Here is an 18,853-nt window from a genome sequence, read left to right on the forward strand (position 1 = left end):
TGGATAAGATAACAATTCCAACTCCTTTTAAGGTATTTTAGATACTTTTTAAATTGCTAAATCCGTTTTAATTACAAATTGAAAACAAGAAACCATACCCAACTTATGAAAAATTTATTACTCCCGCTAATTTTTACATTTCTGAGTTTTGGAAGTTATCTGAATGCACAAGGATGCCTGATCACAGAGGCAAGAATCAGTCCGGATTCGAACTGTCTGTTCGTGACGTGGCAATCTGACTTAGGGGAGGCGCTGCAACCACCTATTATATTAATGGGAGGAACTCAGTATTTTAAAAATGGAATAGTCGACGGCGAAGTTATGTACTCGCGCTTATCAGGTGATATCCCTGCTACTTGCGATACCCTAGACGCAGCTGGGTTCAAAGGAATAATTAGTTTTAAATTGTTTAGTGATGATTTGCTAGAATGCGAATTCATAGATGGGGTGGATGTCCCAAGTTGTCCTGATGATGTCATGGTATCTTCATCAGGAGATTGCCTAGTATTTATGGCTGATTCTACTTTTTCAGGAAGTCTACCTGATTCTGTGCGTTTTAAGGATACGATGTATTATAATCCAGGATATGATTCGAATAATCCCCGTTATTGGATTTTCAGTAATGACACTAATGTCGTGTGTGACACGACGAATATGACACCAATGCCGTTGTCGGATACGCTGTATGTGGGACAACGAGCCTGTACCTACGAAGCCGGAATCTTACCCATCTCCATACTTGCTTTTGATTACAAGAACGAAACGAACGGCGTGGCTTTGTCCTGGGCGGTCAATTCCGAAGAGCCCGCACAAAAGCTTCATCTGCAGCGATCGTATGACGGTATAAACTGGGTTAGTGTGTACGAGCAAAACCTGGACAATTACCTCACCGGTCAGACCATGGATGGAAAATACATGGATCAGTCCATCGAGCAAGCCAAAGTTTATTACCGGCTCTTTATCTCCGGATATGCCGGGGCGGCGAAGTATTCCAATATTCTGCCCGTGACGATGAAAGATCAGGTGATCAACAATCTGTTCTATCAGTCACAAAGCCGGAGTATTATGATCAAAGCCGGTCAAAATTATGCGGGTGAAATGCATTTGATGAACACCCACGGTCAGAATGTGATGACCCAAAAGATCCGGATTCAGAAAAATACCATGCAGGAGGTCAATATTCAGGGCCACCTGACGCCGGGAATCTATTTCGTGAAATTTGAGAACAGCTTGATTCCGCCGGCTAAGCTCTTTATTGATTAACCGGCCTCTCCTGGAGGATTATATAGCGTACCTGACGCAATGCGCAGACCATTTTTATTTTCTACCCATGGTATGTCCCCAACGGGACAATCCGTTGGAAATTTTTATGAAGCCCCCGTCCCTTTTGGGACGGTCTCTGGGTAGAAAATCGTGATGAGACAGAATCTCCGTGCCGTACGGTACGGTCTATGGATGGAATGCAGGGATGTTCATGGAAAGAAAATGATTGGCGCAAAAGTTGGGAACAGGATTAATTGTCTGAAATGTATCTAGCTAGTTCAGCAAGGTGATCGGATCCGATAATATCCACACCCAGGTCGCCCTGCAGTTTCCAAAAATATGGCTGATCGGGGACCCCCCAGAACCGTATTTTCAAACCTTGTTGATGAACCTGATCCACCGCAGCTCTTACTGCAGCGATCTGTGATGAAGACAGGGGCTGCCCCCTGTTCCAGGAACCGGGAACAACGGACGAGAATGAGCTGCTGACCATATATACCCGGGATCGCAAGGATATCGGGATGGAATCAGTCAACCGACCATCAATAAATATAGATGCCGGGAGATCGGCCCAGGTATTAATAGGGGGACGTATACCACTGATGATGATCGGTACCCGAACAGGGTGGTCGGACGAACCAAATAATTCCGGGTAAGCACCAATCAGCGCTCTGATCCATGTCATGATTGTTTCCGGATGACTTTTGATATCGAGCATTAATGCCAGCTTGAGTTTGGGATCCGGATAGGGGCTGCCACGTCGGATGACATATCTTTTCAATGGTTTGAGATAAATCTCTTCCAGGTCCCAATTGTGATGGAATTCGGAAGAATCATGAGCTACCTTAACCCTTCCGTCGTGCAGGATCAGATCGGCTTCAAAAATGCCTACACCGTACTTGTAGGCTGTCGTAAACGGCGGCGATTTCTGATAATCATTGTGAGCCAGAACATCCTGCATGGTGTAGTTACGCGGAACGTTGTTCTGACCCCATAAAATACCATGTGCGAATACCAGCAGAGCCGTTATTCGCACACAGTGAATGTGGTATTTTAGGTCCATATTCCGGGTTTAAACGCCCAGACTCCATCCGTTCCGGTAGTCCCGTTTAACAAACTGATTGGCTGGTTCGAAATTGGTGACTTCCATATTGGGTCCATCCCACAACAGAATTTTATGTCGGCCGGGGTAATTGTATCCCTTTCCATTGGATTTTTCTTCTCTGTAATCATAGCTTCGGATCGCAAGATTGCCCATCAATACAGATTCTGTCAATGGCCCTGCAATGCTAAATGGTGAGCTCAACTCTTTGAACTCCTGACTGCCTCTTCCGGCAATACATGCATTGACCCACTGAGCCTGGTGACCGCCGGAACCGCCTTCTACTCGGGGTTCTGTCTGCGGTACATTGATCGCATCCGTAAGCGATGTGGGTAACAACCGGGGGTTCCGGCCGTAGGTCGAACACATCATTTTACCACGCGTTCCTTCGATAATGACTCCGTTTCCACCGTCACCCATGACTTCATCCGGACCAAGTTCGGGTGGTCTGGAGGGTTGAATACCACCGTCCATCCAGTGAAATTCCACGTCATTGCCATTGGCCTGTCCTTCAAACTGCAAGGTAATGTGCGACGCAATGGGACCCGACTCCGGGAAGTAAGCCTGCCCCCAGTTTTCGACATATCGGTTGGCAACGCTGCATTCTGCAGAGCTGGGGTACCCCAGACCCAACACACGGAATGGCGGCTCCATAATGTGGCAGGCCATATCGCCCAGCGCACCGGTGCCGTAATCCCACCAGCCCCGCCAGTTGAATGGAACCACATGGTCGACATATTCTTTATAGGGAGCGGTCCCCAACCAAAGATCCCAGTCCAATTCTTTGGGGACGGCAGGATTTTTTTCGGGCCAGGGAATACCCTGAGGCCACACCGGGCGGTTCGTCCAGCAGTAGACGGTGTGTGCTTCGCCGATCAATCCGGCGTTGTACCATTCGATCATTTGCCGTACCCCATCACCAGATGAGCCCTGGTTTCCCATTTGGGTGACCACGTTGTATTTTTCAGCTGCCTCAGTGAGTTTCCGGGCTTCGTAGATGTCGTGGGTTAGTGGTTTCTGGACATATACGTGTTTACCCAGTTGCATCGCAGCCATGGCCTGGACAGCATGGTTGTGATCCGGGGTAGACACGGTTACCGCATCGATGGAATCGGCGGCTTTATCCATCATTTCTCTAAAATCATGATAATAGTCGGCTTTGGGAAAACGCTCCCGGCTCGCTTTGGATTGCCGGTCATCCACATCGCACAATGCGACGATTTCCGCATTTCCGGACTCAAAGCAGCTTGCAATATCACTGCGGCCTTTCCCACCTGCTCCGATTCCCGCTATGCGAAGCTTGTCGCTGGGTGCGGTATAGCCATCTCCACCCAGAACGGCTCTGGGTACAATATATAATCCGGCCATGGCAGCGGCGCCTTTTTTCATAAAATCCCGTCGTTCACGGGTGTTCGTTTTATCTTTTTTCATGATACGTGTTGATACTAAAAATTTGAAATAATTGTTGCGGGCATAATTTAGAATAAAATTATGTGAATTGCCAATTATTTAGCAACTATATGGGACGAGCCACCATTATAAGAGGGGTGGAGTGAGATCACCGGGGTCGATCAGGACGTTCGCTTGGGTTGGGTGGGATTACGCTTGATCACCTGGTCAAACATTTCTTGGTGACAGCGTGGATTACCTGCTACGACATGACCAGCGAGTTTCCAGTTTTCGTGGTCTTGTTCAAAATCGGTCACGACACCCCCGGACTCCCGGATGATCAATGCTCCGGCAGCGATATCCCACAAGTGCAGATCATATTCAAAAAAACCACCGTAAATACCTGCTGCTACATGGCACAGGTCCAGCGCAGCCGATCCACAGCGACGCAAGCCACGACAAGATGCCATGAAGCCTTCCAGGTGGGTCAGATAAATGGTTTTCTTGTCAAACCGGTAATAGGGGAATCCGGTACTCAGAAGGGACATTTTGAGTGAGCTGTCACCTTGTATCAAACGCTGGTCGTTTTTCCAGGCGCCCTGGCCTTTGGCAGCGTGGTACACGTCTTCGTTCATCACATCAATAACCAGCCCCCAGAGCAACGTGCCCGACCGGTTGCTGAGGGCAATGCTTACTGAAAATATTTCGAGACCATGGAGGAAATTGGTGGTCCCGTCCAAGGGGTCAATAATCCAATAGTAGTCCCTTTGATCATCCTGTCGAATGGTGTTTTCCTCTGTAATGAATCCATAGTCGGGATAGAGTTCGGCGAGCCCCCGGGTGATGATTTGTTCTGCCTGGCGGTCAACATAGGACACCAGGCTGTTGTCGTGTGCTTTGGTTTCTTCTTCAAAGTCTTTTTTCTGAAAATGCTGGCGGATAAAGGAGGCTGCCTTTTGGCCCACTTCAATGATATCCTTATATGCATCCTCCTGAAATGGGACTTTCATGGGTTAGTCCATGTGTGCTTCCACCGATTGGACTTCCGGAATCATCCGTTTCAACATCCCCTCGATTCCTTGTTTGAGGGTGACCAGCGAGGAAGGACAGCCACTGCAGGCGCCTTGGAGCAAGACCGAAACGACCCCGTCTTCGAAAGATTCGAATTCAATGTTTCCCCCGTCACCAGCTACCGCCGGCTTCACGTAGGTGTCAATGAGGTCTTTGATCCGGGCGACGATTTCTCCCTCATCTCCCGTGTAGGCGATCCCTTCTTTTTCTCGCTTGGCCGCTTCTTGCTCTTGGATATAGGCCTCGAAGGATTCATTGATGATCGCTTTATCAGATTCCACATAGGACTTGATAAAGGCTTTGATTTTCAGCATGATGTCATCCCAGCTGTAGTTGAGTTCCTTGGTGACCGTCACGAAGTTGTTGGATATATAGACGCCTTTGACGTACGGAAATTCAAATAGCTCTGTAGCCAGTGGTGAATACTCGTTGGCCAGTTCTACTTCTTGAAAATCTGCGGTACCACGGTAAAGCATGGTATTGGTAACAAATTTCAGCGCTTCCGGATTGGGGGTGCGCTCTGTATATAGAAGTACTGGATTTTTGGTCTTGGTTTGTGTTTCCATGAATTTTTGACTTTTTCGTTTCATTACCAACAACGTTGCATGTGCCAAAAGGTTGCCGGTTCTACACAAATATAGGTATAAAAGGAGAGAAGCTCAAAGAACCAAGCTGAAAGCTGAAAGGGCTAAACAAGCAGAAAAGCTGAAAGCTGAAAGAACCAAGCTGAAAGCTGAAAGAACCATACCAAGCAGAAAAGCTGAAAGCCCAAAGAACCAAGCTGAAAGCTGAAAGGGCGAAACAAGCATGGAAACTCAGAGAACTAATCTTAAAGTTGATATGGGGGAAGTCCGCACGCTCATAGGGTTGGCTCAGTGCTACTTAGCTTCCAGATCTCGAACTGCTTAATCCCTAATTTACTGCTTCACAAAACTTCGGGTTACCCGGGCATGCTTTCCTTCCAGGACCAAAATATACTGGCCCGGCGTGAGATCTGAAATATCGATTTGTCCGGACGGTGTCATTCGTTTTATTTCCTGACCGGTCGACGAAAATATCCGGTAAAGCGAAGGGGTGAAATCGCTCGTATTGCGTAGTCGAAGTTCGTGGCGGGCTGGATTGGGGTAGAGGGCTAATTCCGATTCCGGTATTTGCAACTCCGTGTCTGTCGTCACGCTTGTCTTGACCGATACACTGTTTTGTATGACGAGCTCGTACTTATCCCCGTTGGGAATCCGTTGTTCCACCCAGGCAAGGACATAGAGGTCCTCCGCGTTCAGGTCATTGGGAACATCACCTTTTAGCGTAATGCTTGTTGATGCGCCGGATTTAAGCGTACCAAGAGCATTCCCTTTTCCTTGCTGAGATCCGAGAAATTTGCGGAATACATCGTGAATTTCCCAGTCTTGGCCATCCACATTGACTTTTACTTTTTTCTCCACCAGTGCGGCATACACATACAGGTGACCCAGGTCGGCTTCGGTCCGGTTAAAAACTTCCAGGGTCACTTCTTTGCTGCTGGTTCCTTTTTCGACCATATTCAGTCCGACGGGGACGCTTTTGTCTTCCATGGCTGCATTGATGTTTTTCACCATGCTGTTTCTGTGGCGTGCAATTCCGTTCACAGATAAAGTCGGCGCACTACCTATAGGATCTTGGGAATCTGCGTAGATCGCCACCCGGTTGTCCGCTTCTGTTTTATTGTATTGATACAAGGGGCAGGAGGAATAGGGATACCGGTAATGGATGGTCATGTGGTTGATCTCGCCTTTGAAATCTTCGAGGTTTTCATAGATGTCACCGCGGGAATCCTGACATATGGGGCACTTGGTATTGCTAAAGTGCTCTACATAGGTGATTTTTTTGGTTTGAGCCACCGTTGAATTGGACCACAGCAAGGCTGAAAAGAGGAGGAGGGTGGTAAAATATTTCATGGTTTTGCGTTTTTAAGTTGTTCTATCGTGCTAAATAAACGATCATCCTTCAAAATTTGTGCGCTATTTTGCATTAATTGAAAAATTTCCTGAAGCCGGTCTTTTTGGTAGGTTTTCTCTGCGGTGAATATTTTCAATTTGCCCGGTGACAATTTGAAGAGTTGCATCAGGGCAGTAACATCCTGATTTTTAGTAAAGTCAATGGCGGATTTGCCTTCGAGCCGAAGACCATTCATGATCACTTTCTCTTCCCCAAACCGGAAGATCCGGATGATGTCTGGTTGGCGGTGTTCCAGGTAATGAACCTGGGATAAAATTTTATCGAACACCACATCGCTGAAAATGGCGATCAGTTCCTGGCTTTTGGCCGGTTCATTTTCTTTGATTCGGACCCAGTCTTCGGCTGGTATTCCATTCGCTGCCAGAAAGGTGACAAATTCTTTTTCGAGTTCTTCCAATTCATCCTTGGTGAGCAATCTGTATTTCATGGTTTTTTGGCCTTTTAGACAAAGTTAAGGAACTTCATTCCAAATGATTTAATTCCGCCGGATAACATGCTGTGATTTTTTCCACCGGTCCCAACCAGGTAGATGAGTACTAAATTCCCGGTAGTACGAGCTCCAGCTCTGGCAGAACGGGATGCTTGTCTTTTTATTCCCCCAGATCATAGCAGTCCACGCAGATCGTGTCACGCCGGCGGGGTGGATAGAAAAAAGACTTGAAAGAAGCTATGACTAATGCGGAGCAAGCAGATTAATGACCATAATCTTTTCATACAATGTTTCTATGGTACCGGTACCCTCGTGATTCATACAAATCAGGGGGTCGGTATGCCGCATTGATGAACTTGCCAACGCATAGAAAAAGGGTTTGGCCGTTTTTGTATTGTTATAGATTACATCTTTTGCCTTATCTGATTGGGCGGGTCAAATGGTACCGAGTATAAATGCATTTGTAGTATATTTGCAGCGGTACAGTATTTTGTCAAAAATAAACCAAAGCGTATGATTGAATTGTTATTTGGGATCGCCATTCCTGATTTTTCCCACCCGGCGATATGGATGAGTTTATTGACACTGACTTTTTTGGAGATCGTCCTGGGAGTGGACAATATTCTATTTATTTCTATTATCAGTGGCAAATTGCCAAAAGAACACCAAGGGAAAGCCATTAATATCGGCCTTATACTGGCGATGGTGATGCGTATTGTGCTGTTGTTTGGAATATCATATCTGACGGCCATGCAGGCGGTCTGGTTTTCATTTGATATTGGCTGGCTGGCGGCCGGTGTCAGCGGCCAAAGTGTAATTTTGTTTGCAGGGGGTGTGTTCCTGCTTTACAAAGCCACCAGTGAGATTCATCATAAGCTGGAAGGAGATCAACTTGCTGCAGCCAATAAAAAAGTAAATACATTGAGTAATGCCATCGTTCAGATTTCAGTGATCAACCTTGTTTTTTCCATCGATAGCATATTGACGGCGGTGGGAATGACCAGTGGTCTGGACGGAGCTTTGCTGATTATGATTATTGCCGTAGTGATCAGTGTGGGAATTATGATGGCTTTTGCCGTTCCGGTGGGTAATTTTGTCAATGAACACCCCACCATTCAGATGCTTGGTCTGGCATTTTTGATCCTAATTGGGTTTATGTTGGTCACCGAGGCAGCACATTTGTCTCATCTGGAGGTGTTCGATGAGACGGTGGGCGCTATTCCCAAAGGATATCTGTACTTTGCCATCGCATTCTCGCTGATGGTGGAAATGCTCAATATGCGGCTTCGGAAAACTAAGAAGCCGGTTCAATTGCACGGGGCTGCAGAAAAAGTATCAGAGTCAAATTGAAATACGATATCACTATGAAATATTTGTTATGGGGCTTGGTGCTGGGGTGTATGGCGTATGCATGTACTCCGCCGGCTGCAACGACCACTTCGATACAAAAGATCCAGGGGAATACGATGGGGACAACCTGGCACATCACCTATGAAGGATCCGATCAAAATCCGGTCAAAAAAGAAGAGGTTGACAGCGTATTAGCTATGATCAATCAGTCTGCTTCGACCTATATTCCCACGTCTTTGATCAGCCGGCTGAATAAAGGAGAAACCATCGATGTCGAAGCAGAAAATGCGCATGAAATCGAATTTTTTAAGTTTAATGTGTCCATAGCAGAACAGGTGTGGAACTGGAGCGACGGCTATTTTGATCCGACGGTAATGGATCTGGTGAATTATTGGGGGTTTGGATATGAAGGACACCGTCCGGTGGATCTGGTCGATTCTGTCAAAGTGGATTCCTTGCTTCAATTTGTGGGATACGGCGACCTCCTCGATCAATTGGAAGGAGCGACGTGGAAATTGCCCCACGGGTACCAGCTTGATTTTAGTGCGGTGGCGAAAGGGGCGGCCTGCGATTGGCTGGGAGATTACTTCAAGGAACGTAGGATTGAGAATTATTTGATCGAGATAGGTGGAGAGATGTTGCTTCACGGCCCTGGAAGAGCCGGTGAAGGCTGGGTTATCGGGGTGAGTAAACCACAGGTGAATGCACCGGCGCAGGAACTGATCGAAGAACTGGTCATCAAAGATCAGGCTGTAGCCACCAGCGGTAATTACCGCAATTACTACGAATCCAATGGGCAGTTGTTTACACACACGATCAATCCGAAAACCGGTTATTCGGAACAAAGTAATGTGTTGTCAGCTACCGTGATTACTGACGGATGTGGTCTGGCTGATGCCCTGGCCACGGCAGTCATGGCCATGGGTTCCGATAAGGGTAAGGCCATGCTGGATCAGATTCCGGAAGTAGAAGCCTACCTGATTTACAATAATGGCAGCGACAGTATGTTAATATATGAGACTTCCGGAATGAAATCACTTAAATATAAAAACAACAATGATGAATTTTAACCTTGACAGAGATCTGGTTTTTTTGGATATCGAATCAACGGGATTGCATGTGATTCATGATCGCATTATCCAGCTGGCTCTTATCAAGTACCAAAAAGGAAAAGAGGAACCGGAAGAATACACTGTACTGGTCAATCCTGGAAGGGAGATCTCAGAGGAGTCTATTTCCATCCACGGCATTACCCCTGAAATGGTGGCGGATAAACCCTTTTTTAAGGAGGTGGCCCGGGAGGTGCATAGCTTTATCGGGTCGGCAGATCTGGCTGGATACAATTCGAACCGGTTTGATGTGCCCATGCTCATGGAAGAGCTGGATCGGGCAGGCATTCCTCTGGATATGTCAGAACGACGAACCATCGATGTGATGCGGATTTTTACTAAAATGGAACCGCGTAATCTTGCTGCTGCCCTGAAATTCTATACTGGTCAGGAGCTTGAGAATGCACATGATGCACTCGAAGATGTCCGGGCGACCGTAAAGGTACTTCACGGACAGCTGGATCGATATGCCGATACGCCGTATGACGATGGCGATGGAAATATTTCGAAACCGGTGCAAAATGATATGCAGGCTTTGCATGATTTTACCACCGATCTTCGGTTTGCTGATGTGACTCAAAAGTTAAAATATGATCTGGACGGACAGGTTGTGTTCAATTTTGGCAAGTACAATGGTCAACCTGTAGGTAAATTCTTGTATAAAGACCGGCAGTATCTGGGGTGGATGTTGAACAAGGATTTTTCGTATCAGGTGAAAGACATTATCCAAAAAGAAGTGAAGGCTTATGCTGACAATCTGGCCAAGGGACAAAATGCTTAGCATTCGGTTCTTTTTGATCCTCATGCTGGGCGGTCTGTTGTCGTGCGAGGAGTATAAAGAAGGGTGCATGGATGCTTCGGCGACCAACTTCCAGGTGTCCAATCAGGCTCCGTGTTGCTGCGAGTATCCAGATCTTGTGTTTCAGACTACATTGACCGACGGGGAAGGTACGTTGTCTTTCGCGGACACTTTTGAAAATGCTGCCGGTCAGCGCTATGTGATCCGGGAATTGAAGTTCCTGGCTTCAAATATCCAGCTGTCTGATTCGACAGGAGCGGTTTTTGTGCCCGGGGATACCACCGGGAACTACCTGGTATCGCCTGCTATTTTAGGGGTGAATGTGCTTGACCTCAATAATGCGGGGGCAAATTTTCTTTCGGATGGAACATTTGATCATTTGGAATTTTCTGTAGGTCCGGTGGAAGAACTACGGGGGAAAGTACCCGCTGATTTTCCACGCGATCACCCTTTGAGGGATAGCACGTTCTATGACTTTAGGGCCCATTCGTGGAATTGGGTAAAAGTTGTGCTGGATGTACCGGGTAGCGAAGCAGGTTCGCTGAATCTGTCGATTGATGATCCACGTGCAAATGTTGATATTTCTGGTTCGTGGACCAAAACTCGCGGCCGGGATCTGGTTGTTAATTTTCGTATTAATATAACCACCCTGTTTGATGCGATGGATTTCTCCCTGCCGGAGGACGTTCTTTTGAGTAAATTTAAAGCAAACTTAAGGGCCTCTTTTGAACCTTAATGGCATCGGAGGTATTGATTACATACTATGAAGCCGGTAGTACGTTATAAAAAGCTAATTTTCTGTAGTATGTTTCTGCTATTTATAGGGGTGGGCGCCTGTGAAAAAGAGCCTGCCGAAGTGCCGGATGTGGATGAAGATGACCTGACTGCCATCCCCTATGAACCGACCCCATATACCTTGTCTGTAGCAGTAAATTATCCAAAAATGAATATTCCGGCTTCCAATCCGATGACCCGTGAAGGTATAGCGCTGGGCCGGAGGTTGTTTTACGATCCCATTATGTCCCGGGACAGTACGATATCTTGCGGAAGTTGTCATCTGCAGACGGAAAGCTTTAAAGATCCCCGGGGTATATCGCTTGGGGTGGATGGCCGGACAGGTCGCCGGACCAGTATGAACCTGATCAATGTCGGGTACAATTCTCAAAATCTTTTCTGGGATGGCCGAAGCACCAGTTTGGAGGAACAAGTCCTGCATCCGGTCGAAGATCCAAATGAGCTCGATCACGATTGGGCGGTGCTGGAAAAACAGATTCAAAACCACAAGGATTACCCCGCGGAATTCCGCCGGGCTTTTGGGATTACTAATAAAAAAGAAATTGATCAGAAATTGATTGCCAAAGCCATTGCTCAGTTTGAACGAACCCTGATCAGCAGTGGAACGACACGGTATGATCTCGCGCTGAAAGGTGAGCTCGTGCTGACCGAGGATGAATTGGAAGGGTATCTGATGTTCGTAGACGCTGTTCCTGATCTTCCGGATGCCGAGTGCGGCCATTGCCACGCAGAACCGCTTTTTACGACGTTTGAATTTAAAAATAATGGTCTGGAGAATATTGACAACCTGGAGAACTTCCCGGATAAAGGGCGTGGTGAAGTGACTGGCGAGTTGTGGGATTATGGAAAATTTAAAATACCGACGCTGTTCAACGCAGCTGTTTCACCTCCTTATATGCACGATGGCCGGTTTGAAACATTGGAAGAAGTCATGGATCATTACAACAGCGGAGGGCATCGTCAGGCCAATACCGATCCGCTCATCGTACCCCTGGGGTTGACGGAGAAACAAAAACAACAAGTGATTGCATTCGTGAAAACTTTAACGGATACCGCATTTTTAAATCACCCCGATTATGCTGATCCAAATCCATGAAAAGTAACAATATCGCTAGTTTAAAGACTATAATGCATTGATTAATAGGCTATTAAGTATGTAGTATTATTTATTTGACGTAACAATACCGTAATTTTGTATTCGGTTTGTGTGGATCCTCCTCTTATATTTGTACTTGTCCAATTGATATTTGTATATAACGAGATATAATAGTTTTGGATATGTTCATGGGATTATAATTTGCATACTCGGGCCACCGGATCATTCTTGTGGCTCGTTTTTTTTTAGAGTAAATCCTTCAAGGTATATTCTTGATTCTCCTCTGCAGTCCTCCACAATTTCATAAAGATAAATGCGGTCGTTAATGCATCACCCATGGCAGAATGCCGGTCTCTGGTCTGAATGTCAAACTCCATGGCGATTTCATCGAGCGATGGTATCGGACTTTGATATTTGTTGTATATAAACTTGCTCGGATAGGCCTTTTTATACAACACTCCGGTATCGATAAATGGGTTGATGAGTTCGGTATCATAATGGCGTTGGAGCGCCTGATTGATCATCGCTATGTCGTAGCCTACATGATGGCCGACGATTACTTTCCCACTTAGGTGCGGGAGGATGGATTTAAGAAAGTCTTCTTCCGATAAACCATCTTTAATATCGTCCTTTAGTATTCCGTGAATAGGAACAGTTTCTTTGTCAAAATAATCCTGTTTTATGTAACACTGAAATGATTTACCGGGCCATATTTCAAAGTTTCGTAAAGGAATGAAACCAAATGAAATAATCTTGTCTTTCGCCGTATCGAGGCCGGTGGCTTCCAGGTCAATAACTGCAAAGTCCTGGTCTCTTGATGGGGCATTTTGGTCGATTGCTATGGTATGTTCAAAGTATGCCCGGAGCCATTCGGGCCCTTTGGCTGGTGCCTTTGGTTTATTGCGTTTCCAGAATTTGAACATGGTCGGAACGGACTTGTTTTGTGTTAGAAAAATTTCAGGCGAAACCGAACAGTTAAGACTTCCTGGATTTGGCCAATGGGTTTGAAGCTATTGCGCAGTAGTAATCGCTGAACTTTACTGAGTTGGTCGGGTGAGAAATAACGCCCGGAATTTGCATTTTTGATGCCGTTTTTGGCTCTCAGTTTCATAAGAACATCATAAGAATCGCGGGCATCCTGATACAGTTCTGCGTTTTTCGAATCCACTTCAGCAAGCTTCTCGTACCGATCGATGGTATTATTAATCCGTCCCACCTTCTGTTCCATGATTAATACGCGGGCAGCATCCACGAGGGGCAGCATCCCACGGTGTTTGATGTCAAACAGGTTTTTGTGTGCACCGTCTTTTTCAAGGATGAAATTTCTGAAGAAGCTCAGGGGCGGTGGGGTTTCCACTGCATATTTGGCTAGATAGGTCAGGAATATTTTACTGTCATGGACGATGTTGAATATATGTTCAGTCAGCTCTTTGGTGAGGTTCACTTCGCCATATACAGACCGGTAATCCATAAAAATGTTGGCGTGCAGGATGGATTCATTATCCGGGGAATGGATCCATCTGGAGAATTGTCCCTTCCATTCATCGATTGAAAGACACCATTTTGGATTGTTTGCCATCATTTTGGCGGGACACTCCTTGAAACCACAGGTGATCATAATCTCCACAACATGATTCGCCAGCTCGAGAAAATATTTTTTGACACTGTCATACTGGTTTCTGGGAACTTCTTCAAAGATGATCGCATGATCCTGGTCGGTGCGGATAATTTGCTCGCGCCGGCCGTGGGAGCCGATGGCCACCCAGGTAAACCTGACCGGAGGCAGTCGGCCTGAATCTTTTAATATCCGCCGACGGGCAATGCGAATTGCACGAACGAACAGAGCATCATTGATTGCTGTCATGACATCGGAAATAAAGGTAATCGCTACATCCTGGTCCAGGTACCGTTCCAGCAGCAGCTCTGCTCTTTCTCGGATGCGTTTTAATTCTTCCGGATCCCGGGATTTTTTCATTTGTTTGATGATCATACCCGGACTGTTGCCCTGATAAACCAGCATTTCACTTTCTGAAAACACACCTTTGATCTCTGATTCGTCGGTGCCGTCTTCTGTCAGAACAATCTGGCCGATATCGTGCTGAATCATGGTCATCTGCGCCTGGGCATAGGTCGATTTCTCCGGGAGGCAAGTGACCGGTGAGTGCATGATCATTCGGATGGGCTGATCAAGCTCGAGTCGCCGTAGACCGACCATGCGCCGGATGTCGGAGTCGGTTAAAATGCCCACCGGATGCCGCTCCTCGTTGATGATGATAATCGAACTGACCTTTTCAATGGTCATGATACTGGCGGCCACTTCGACCGGGGTATCAGGCGAACAGGTCACGGGTTCCCGGGAACTGTGAAGCGATTGAACTTCCGAAAGTTTTTCATCCTGAAAGACTTCCCCCTTGCTTATAAAAACCAATCCATCCGTGTTGTCGTTTTTTCTGTCCGTGCGCGAGCCGGAAGCAAAACTGGAGGCCAAAAAGGAGCTAACCTGTGGGTTTTTGGCCATTATTTTCCGAATATCTGCCACGGCTATTCCATATACGATGGATTCTTCCTGAGCGGTGCCTGTCGACAAATAAGGCTGATCGGCAATGACCGGCCGGATTCCAAAAACGTCTCCTTCACCACACAAATCCATGAGAATATTTACACCACCTTCCAGTCTTTCCAGTTTTACCGCTCCTTTCCGAACGATGTAAAAATAATCACCGGAGGGATCACCCTGCTGGAAAAATATGTCTCCTTTGTCGACATATTTGATCTTGATGTTTTCCAGCACGAGCGAGATTTCTGCCTCACTCATCATGGAAAAGGGCGGATATTCAACCAGGAAATCCTGGGTACGATATTTTAAGACGTTTCGATTTGCCATTAGTGAAGTATTATTTTACGATTCCATTGCTCATGCGCTGATCTTATCGTAACGAACAGCACGCCTGCTGGCCAGGAACTGACAGGTATGGTCCAGCGGTCCGATCCGGATTCCCGTGCAGACCAGTACAATTCCTGTCCCTGGACATCGTGGATTTGAATACTGCGCAGGCTGATCTCTGGCTCGGCTTCGATGATCACATAGTCTTTGGCGGGGTTTGGAAAAATTTTGATCCGGTGGTGGTTCGGATCTTCTGGCGTCGCCGCGGTCATTTCATCAATTTGCACCGGAACCTGTATCAGGCCGGACCATCTTCCATCGGCAGACTCAATCGATAATACGATGTTTTCGCGGTCAAATGCTTTGGTGTTTTTGTACTGAATTACGCCCGAAGCAACATCTGCAGCCGTCCATTTTTGACCAGGTTGCATGGGCTGCCCACTATTGAGTAATTGTCCGGACCAGGTGGTGTCCACCCATTCAAAGATCACATCGCGTGCACCGACAATCTCAATTTGATTGTCGGTCAGCGGATTCTGACCACCCGGAGCCACGAAAAGCGTGTCCGTGGTTACGTTGAGTTGCTCTTGAGTAATCGCGCCACACAGTTCCAGCATCCACCCCTGAAATATCCCACCGGCTCCGACCACGCTGTCTTGCCAATGTAGATTCCAAACCCCTTTGCTGGATAATCCTTGAAAGGCTGCCAGGGGCTCCAGTGGCTTCACCCGGGTTCCGGAACCTAGCCGGCAGTCGGTTTTTTCCACACTTTCATCGTCAAAATTGATGTCAATGTTAAGACTTCTGATCCCACATTCTCCTTCGTAGAGCGTGACAGAGGCCGAGTCCTTTTGGAGGATCAACTTGAGCTGGTTGACTGATTCATGATACCCTTCCAGGTTGAGGATATTTACATCAGATAATAGGAAATCATCGTCGACATTAAGCTGCGAAACGATTTCGCCCGGACTGCTACCACCCAGCCCGACAGGCAGATCAGAAGCTGTATAGATATTGCAATCCTGTACCCTGGTCTGAAACGCGGCAACCGGAACATCGGTGGAACTTTGACATCGATTGTGCGGGATAACGCGCCAGAAGTAAACGACACCCTCATCAAGAATGGTGTTCGACGGGAAGGAATCTGCAGAAATTGCAGGTTCGGAAAGCACGATAAACGCCGGGTCAAAGCTGGCTGAGGTGCTGACCTCCAGCGTGTAAAAGTCCGCGTTCGGCGATGGGTGCCAATCGAAGGAAGGAACCACCTCTACACCTTGGGTGTCATTGCCGGGGTATGTAAGAGCGAGCTGCTGGTGTGAATTATTGATTACGATCAGTGAAATATCACGGTGATGCGTGACAGAAGGACTTTGTGCAGTGAGCTTAAACCGCAAAGTATCAGAATTAAAGGTCTCAGGTACATCAAAGGATATATTTATTTCCTGATTTATATTACCTTGGTTTTTGTTGAATTCAATCGCTACGCCGGGATAAGGATTTTCTATTGAATAGGTCAACGGTTCATTGAATTCCAATACGGGGAAGGGATGAATGGTTACTTCTGCTGCCTCGGGAAGACAAATGGTTTGACGACCTGGTGTAATGTTTAAGCCGAAGGTCGGCGCCTGAGGATTAATAATCCTGATATTCTGGTCGGAAATATCAAAGAAGATATGGTCTTTGCCCTGGATGAGGAAGCGCACACTATCGGAAATTAGATTGGGTAACTGTACCTCGTGTTCGCCATCGTTGTCGGTTTGTTCAGCGAGCAGGATGGGAAATGTGTTTCCCCCATCGGTGGAAAGACGAATGGTGACTTGCTTTGCATTGACCAGCCCCCGGTCTGTGCCAGCCACATTCCATTGTATTTTTGTTAGTGCTCCTGCAAACAGCAGATCCGTAGAATCATTGGGGAAATCGATAAAAAAGGGACCGGCACTTGCAGTGCTGTGAAAAGATACTTTTTTTTGGGCGAGACCGGCGCCGTTGGGGTGATTGTCCCGGACGGAGAGACCAAAATCGAATTCCCGGCTGTAGGCCGGCAACACCTCTTCGGGATGAGGGGTGTTTTGTCTCAAGTCAGTCAGCCGAGGAATGTATCGGGTTGGTGATATATCCGGTGCATAGGAACGGATGGATGGACCGGACTGAATGGGCTCTCCCAGGGGGGCGACGGGACCTGTATTCAATTGGTCCCAGGCGTATGTCAACTCGTCTCCATCTTCATCGATCGCGTCGGCCTGCAATACGAAGGGTGTGCCGATTGGAATATAGAGGTCCCCACTCTGAGGCACATTGGTCGATATGATCTCCGGTGGTCGGTTCGTGATTTCATTAACAGACACACAATTGCTTCCGGGGCCGACCTCGATGTATTCCAGCATTTGCTGCAACGATCCGGTATGAAAATAAAAAGGACCGGGAATGTTTCTGAGGTTTTGATCCCCACAGGTGCCGATATAACTCATGATGGATGAACCGCTTCCGGGTTCATAGGCTGTGTGACCAGTTCGCTGAGAAGTGTTGACCGGAGGACAGTTGGACCAGGTATGAGCAGCTCCCAGCTGGTGACCCAGTTCATGAACCAGGACGCGCACGTAGCCCTCCAGATCATTGGTCAGATCGCAGGATAGGGCTTTGCCTTTGTTGAATTGGCAAATGGTGCCCGTTCCAGCCGACACTCCGGCAGTACCCGGTCCGCAGTTGGTAGCCAACAGATGACCCAGGTCGAAGTTTTCCCGGCCGATGTTCTTTACTAATTCCTCGTCCAGTTTGTTGAGCATGAGTGTGTTGTTGCCTTCTGTGTACGGATCCGATGCTTTGTCTAGAAAAAATAACTGGGTGCTTTCTTCGATCACTTCGAATCGCAGTGAAAGCTCCCGAAGAAAAACATCATTGACTCTGTTGAATACTTTGTTGATCTCGGCTAAGATCGACTCCACCGTGCCCCCGTGGCGGGCAGCATATGTGGAGGTAACGGAAATGGCGAGATTGTATTTTCGCCGTTGTACGGGAGCATTGCGGCGAGTGCTTCCTCTGATTTTATCCCTATTGTTATTCGCCAACGTAGTCGGTGTGAGACATCGACCAAGTTCTGCCACAGGATCCGCAGGGGCAGTTTCCCGGTTGGAAAGTGAGCGCATCAGGTATCTGTGATTTTCGATTTGTTCGATGGCGTAGCGTTGGTGATTGCTATTGCTGAATACGACATCAATCCCAGTAGGGTCTACCGCCAATCGACCAGTGATATTATCCCCCGCAAAGGCAAAAGCTTGAATGTCCGGATATTTTTTATTCAAAGCCTGGTCCAAAACTGGACTATTCGCTATCGTGACCGGAATTAGTTCACCATTGGGACCGGGGAGATTAATCCAATCGCCATGCTGTGGGTGCGCCGGAAAGTCGTACATGTGGTATTCCTGTACTAATTCCTTCACCGTGGCGGATTTCGAATGGCGCAGATCTGCCGGTGCAGGATGGAGCGCTTCCCAGGTTTGGGATGTTCCCGGGACAGACACACTTGTTATTAAGATCGCCAGCAAAATCACATGTCTCATCCCGATATCACAT

General features: G+C 47.2%; 15 protein-coding genes. 6 read left to right on the top strand and 9 right to left on the bottom strand.

What is annotated here, in order from left to right:
* Positions 1–105 precede the first annotated feature (105 nt).
* On the top strand, positions 106–1,263 hold the full coding sequence (locus KUV50_RS00755) for a hypothetical protein (RefSeq protein ID WP_222578167.1): 1,158 nt from the start codon (positions 106–108) through the stop codon (positions 1,261–1,263).
* Between the two features lie 250 nt (positions 1,264–1,513).
* On the opposite strand, the gene KUV50_RS00760 is transcribed toward KUV50_RS00755, so the two are convergent.
* The 6 genes from KUV50_RS00760 to KUV50_RS00785 all read right to left on the bottom strand — a co-directional run bounded on the left by KUV50_RS00760 (position 1,514) and on the right by KUV50_RS00785 (position 7,247).
* Positions 1,514–2,326, bottom strand: a complete 813-nt coding sequence (locus KUV50_RS00760; protein WP_222578168.1) for a hypothetical protein — start codon at positions 2,324–2,326, stop codon at positions 1,514–1,516.
* Positions 2,327–2,335: 9 nt separating this feature from the next.
* Complete coding sequence (locus KUV50_RS00765; RefSeq protein ID WP_222578169.1) at positions 2,336–3,796, bottom strand: Gfo/Idh/MocA family protein; 1,461 nt, start codon at positions 3,794–3,796, stop codon at positions 2,336–2,338.
* Positions 3,797–3,936: 140 nt separating this feature from the next.
* Complete coding sequence (locus KUV50_RS00770) at positions 3,937–4,764, bottom strand: inositol monophosphatase family protein (RefSeq protein WP_222578170.1); 828 nt, start codon at positions 4,762–4,764, stop codon at positions 3,937–3,939.
* Between the two features lie 3 nt (positions 4,765–4,767).
* Positions 4,768–5,391, bottom strand: a complete 624-nt coding sequence (locus KUV50_RS00775; protein WP_222578171.1) for a NifU family protein — start codon at positions 5,389–5,391, stop codon at positions 4,768–4,770.
* A 351-nt stretch (positions 5,392–5,742) separates the two neighbouring features.
* Positions 5,743–6,759: a T9SS type A sorting domain-containing protein gene (locus KUV50_RS00780; RefSeq protein ID WP_222578172.1), complete on the bottom strand. Its 1,017-nt coding sequence runs from the start codon at positions 6,757–6,759 to the stop codon at positions 5,743–5,745.
* A complete protein-coding gene (locus KUV50_RS00785) occupies positions 6,756–7,247 on the bottom strand; it encodes a DUF6495 family protein (protein ID WP_222578173.1) in 492 nt (163 codons plus the stop codon). The genes KUV50_RS00780 and KUV50_RS00785 overlap by 4 nt, the downstream gene beginning before the upstream one ends.
* A gap of 516 nt (positions 7,248–7,763) precedes the next feature.
* Here KUV50_RS00785 and KUV50_RS00790 point away from each other — a divergent pair.
* From KUV50_RS00790 to KUV50_RS00810, 5 genes are all read left to right on the top strand, one after another.
* The gene (locus KUV50_RS00790; RefSeq protein WP_222578174.1) at positions 7,764–8,600 is read left to right on the top strand and encodes a TerC family protein; all 837 of its coding nucleotides are present in this window, start codon (positions 7,764–7,766) and stop codon (positions 8,598–8,600) included.
* Between the two features lie 14 nt (positions 8,601–8,614).
* Positions 8,615–9,670: an FAD:protein FMN transferase gene (locus KUV50_RS00795; RefSeq protein WP_222578175.1), complete on the top strand. Its 1,056-nt coding sequence runs from the start codon at positions 8,615–8,617 to the stop codon at positions 9,668–9,670.
* A complete protein-coding gene (locus KUV50_RS00800; protein ID WP_222578176.1) occupies positions 9,660–10,490 on the top strand; it encodes a 3'-5' exonuclease in 831 nt (276 codons plus the stop codon). Before KUV50_RS00795 ends, KUV50_RS00800 begins: the two co-directional genes overlap by 11 nt.
* Entirely contained in the window at positions 10,456–11,244 is a 789-nt protein-coding gene (locus tag KUV50_RS00805) for a hypothetical protein (RefSeq protein ID WP_222578177.1), read from the top strand. The genes KUV50_RS00800 and KUV50_RS00805 overlap by 35 nt, the downstream gene beginning before the upstream one ends.
* A 69-nt stretch (positions 11,245–11,313) precedes the next feature.
* Complete coding sequence (locus KUV50_RS00810; protein ID WP_222578178.1) at positions 11,314–12,399, top strand: cytochrome-c peroxidase; 1,086 nt, start codon at positions 11,314–11,316, stop codon at positions 12,397–12,399.
* A 245-nt stretch (positions 12,400–12,644) separates the two neighbouring features.
* On the opposite strand, the gene KUV50_RS00815 is transcribed toward KUV50_RS00810, so the two are convergent.
* From KUV50_RS00815 to KUV50_RS00825, 3 genes are read right to left on the bottom strand one after another with little or no spacing between them, the layout of a single operon-like run.
* Positions 12,645–13,322, bottom strand: coding sequence for a PolC-type DNA polymerase III (locus KUV50_RS00815; RefSeq protein WP_222578179.1), 678 nt, complete (start codon positions 13,320–13,322; stop codon positions 12,645–12,647).
* A 23-nt stretch (positions 13,323–13,345) separates the two neighbouring features.
* On the bottom strand, positions 13,346–15,283 hold the full coding sequence (locus tag KUV50_RS00820) for a DUF294 nucleotidyltransferase-like domain-containing protein (protein WP_222578180.1): 1,938 nt from the start codon (positions 15,281–15,283) through the stop codon (positions 13,346–13,348).
* On the bottom strand, positions 15,283–18,840 hold the full coding sequence (locus tag KUV50_RS00825) for a zinc-dependent metalloprotease (protein ID WP_222578181.1): 3,558 nt from the start codon (positions 18,838–18,840) through the stop codon (positions 15,283–15,285). Before KUV50_RS00825 ends, KUV50_RS00820 begins: the two co-directional genes overlap by 1 nt.
* Between the last annotated feature and the right edge of the window lie 13 nt (positions 18,841–18,853).

The organism is Membranihabitans marinus (genome assembly GCF_019802045.1).
Taxonomy (GTDB): Bacteria; Bacteroidota; Bacteroidia; order Chitinophagales; family Saprospiraceae; genus Membranihabitans; species Membranihabitans marinus_A.

Bases quoted from the DNA above. Each gene is read 5' to 3' on its own strand.
- KUV50_RS00755 (WP_222578167.1), top strand. From the start codon at position 106: ATGAAAAATTTATTACTCCCGCTAATTTTTACATTTCTGAGTTTTGGA.
- KUV50_RS00760 (WP_222578168.1), bottom strand. From the start codon at position 2,326: ATGGACCTAAAATACCACATTCACTGTGTGCGAATAACGGCTCTGCTG.
- KUV50_RS00765 (WP_222578169.1), bottom strand. From the start codon at position 3,796: ATGAAAAAAGATAAAACGAACACCCGTGAACGACGGGATTTTATGAAA.
- KUV50_RS00770 (WP_222578170.1), bottom strand. From the start codon at position 4,764: ATGAAAGTCCCATTTCAGGAGGATGCATATAAGGATATCATTGAAGTG.
- KUV50_RS00775 (WP_222578171.1), bottom strand. From the start codon at position 5,391: ATGGAAACACAAACCAAGACCAAAAATCCAGTACTTCTATATACAGAG.
- KUV50_RS00780 (WP_222578172.1), bottom strand. From the start codon at position 6,759: ATGAAATATTTTACCACCCTCCTCCTCTTTTCAGCCTTGCTGTGGTCC.
- KUV50_RS00785 (WP_222578173.1), bottom strand. From the start codon at position 7,247: ATGAAATACAGATTGCTCACCAAGGATGAATTGGAAGAACTCGAAAAA.
- KUV50_RS00790 (WP_222578174.1), top strand. From the start codon at position 7,764: ATGATTGAATTGTTATTTGGGATCGCCATTCCTGATTTTTCCCACCCG.
- KUV50_RS00795 (WP_222578175.1), top strand. From the start codon at position 8,615: ATGAAATATTTGTTATGGGGCTTGGTGCTGGGGTGTATGGCGTATGCA.
- KUV50_RS00800 (WP_222578176.1), top strand. From the start codon at position 9,660: ATGAATTTTAACCTTGACAGAGATCTGGTTTTTTTGGATATCGAATCA.
- KUV50_RS00805 (WP_222578177.1), top strand. From the start codon at position 10,456: ATGCTGACAATCTGGCCAAGGGACAAAATGCTTAGCATTCGGTTCTTT.
- KUV50_RS00810 (WP_222578178.1), top strand. From the start codon at position 11,314: ATGTTTCTGCTATTTATAGGGGTGGGCGCCTGTGAAAAAGAGCCTGCC.
- KUV50_RS00815 (WP_222578179.1), bottom strand. From the start codon at position 13,322: ATGTTCAAATTCTGGAAACGCAATAAACCAAAGGCACCAGCCAAAGGG.
- KUV50_RS00820 (WP_222578180.1), bottom strand. From the start codon at position 15,283: ATGGCAAATCGAAACGTCTTAAAATATCGTACCCAGGATTTCCTGGTT.
- KUV50_RS00825 (WP_222578181.1), bottom strand. From the start codon at position 18,840: ATGAGACATGTGATTTTGCTGGCGATCTTAATAACAAGTGTGTCTGTC.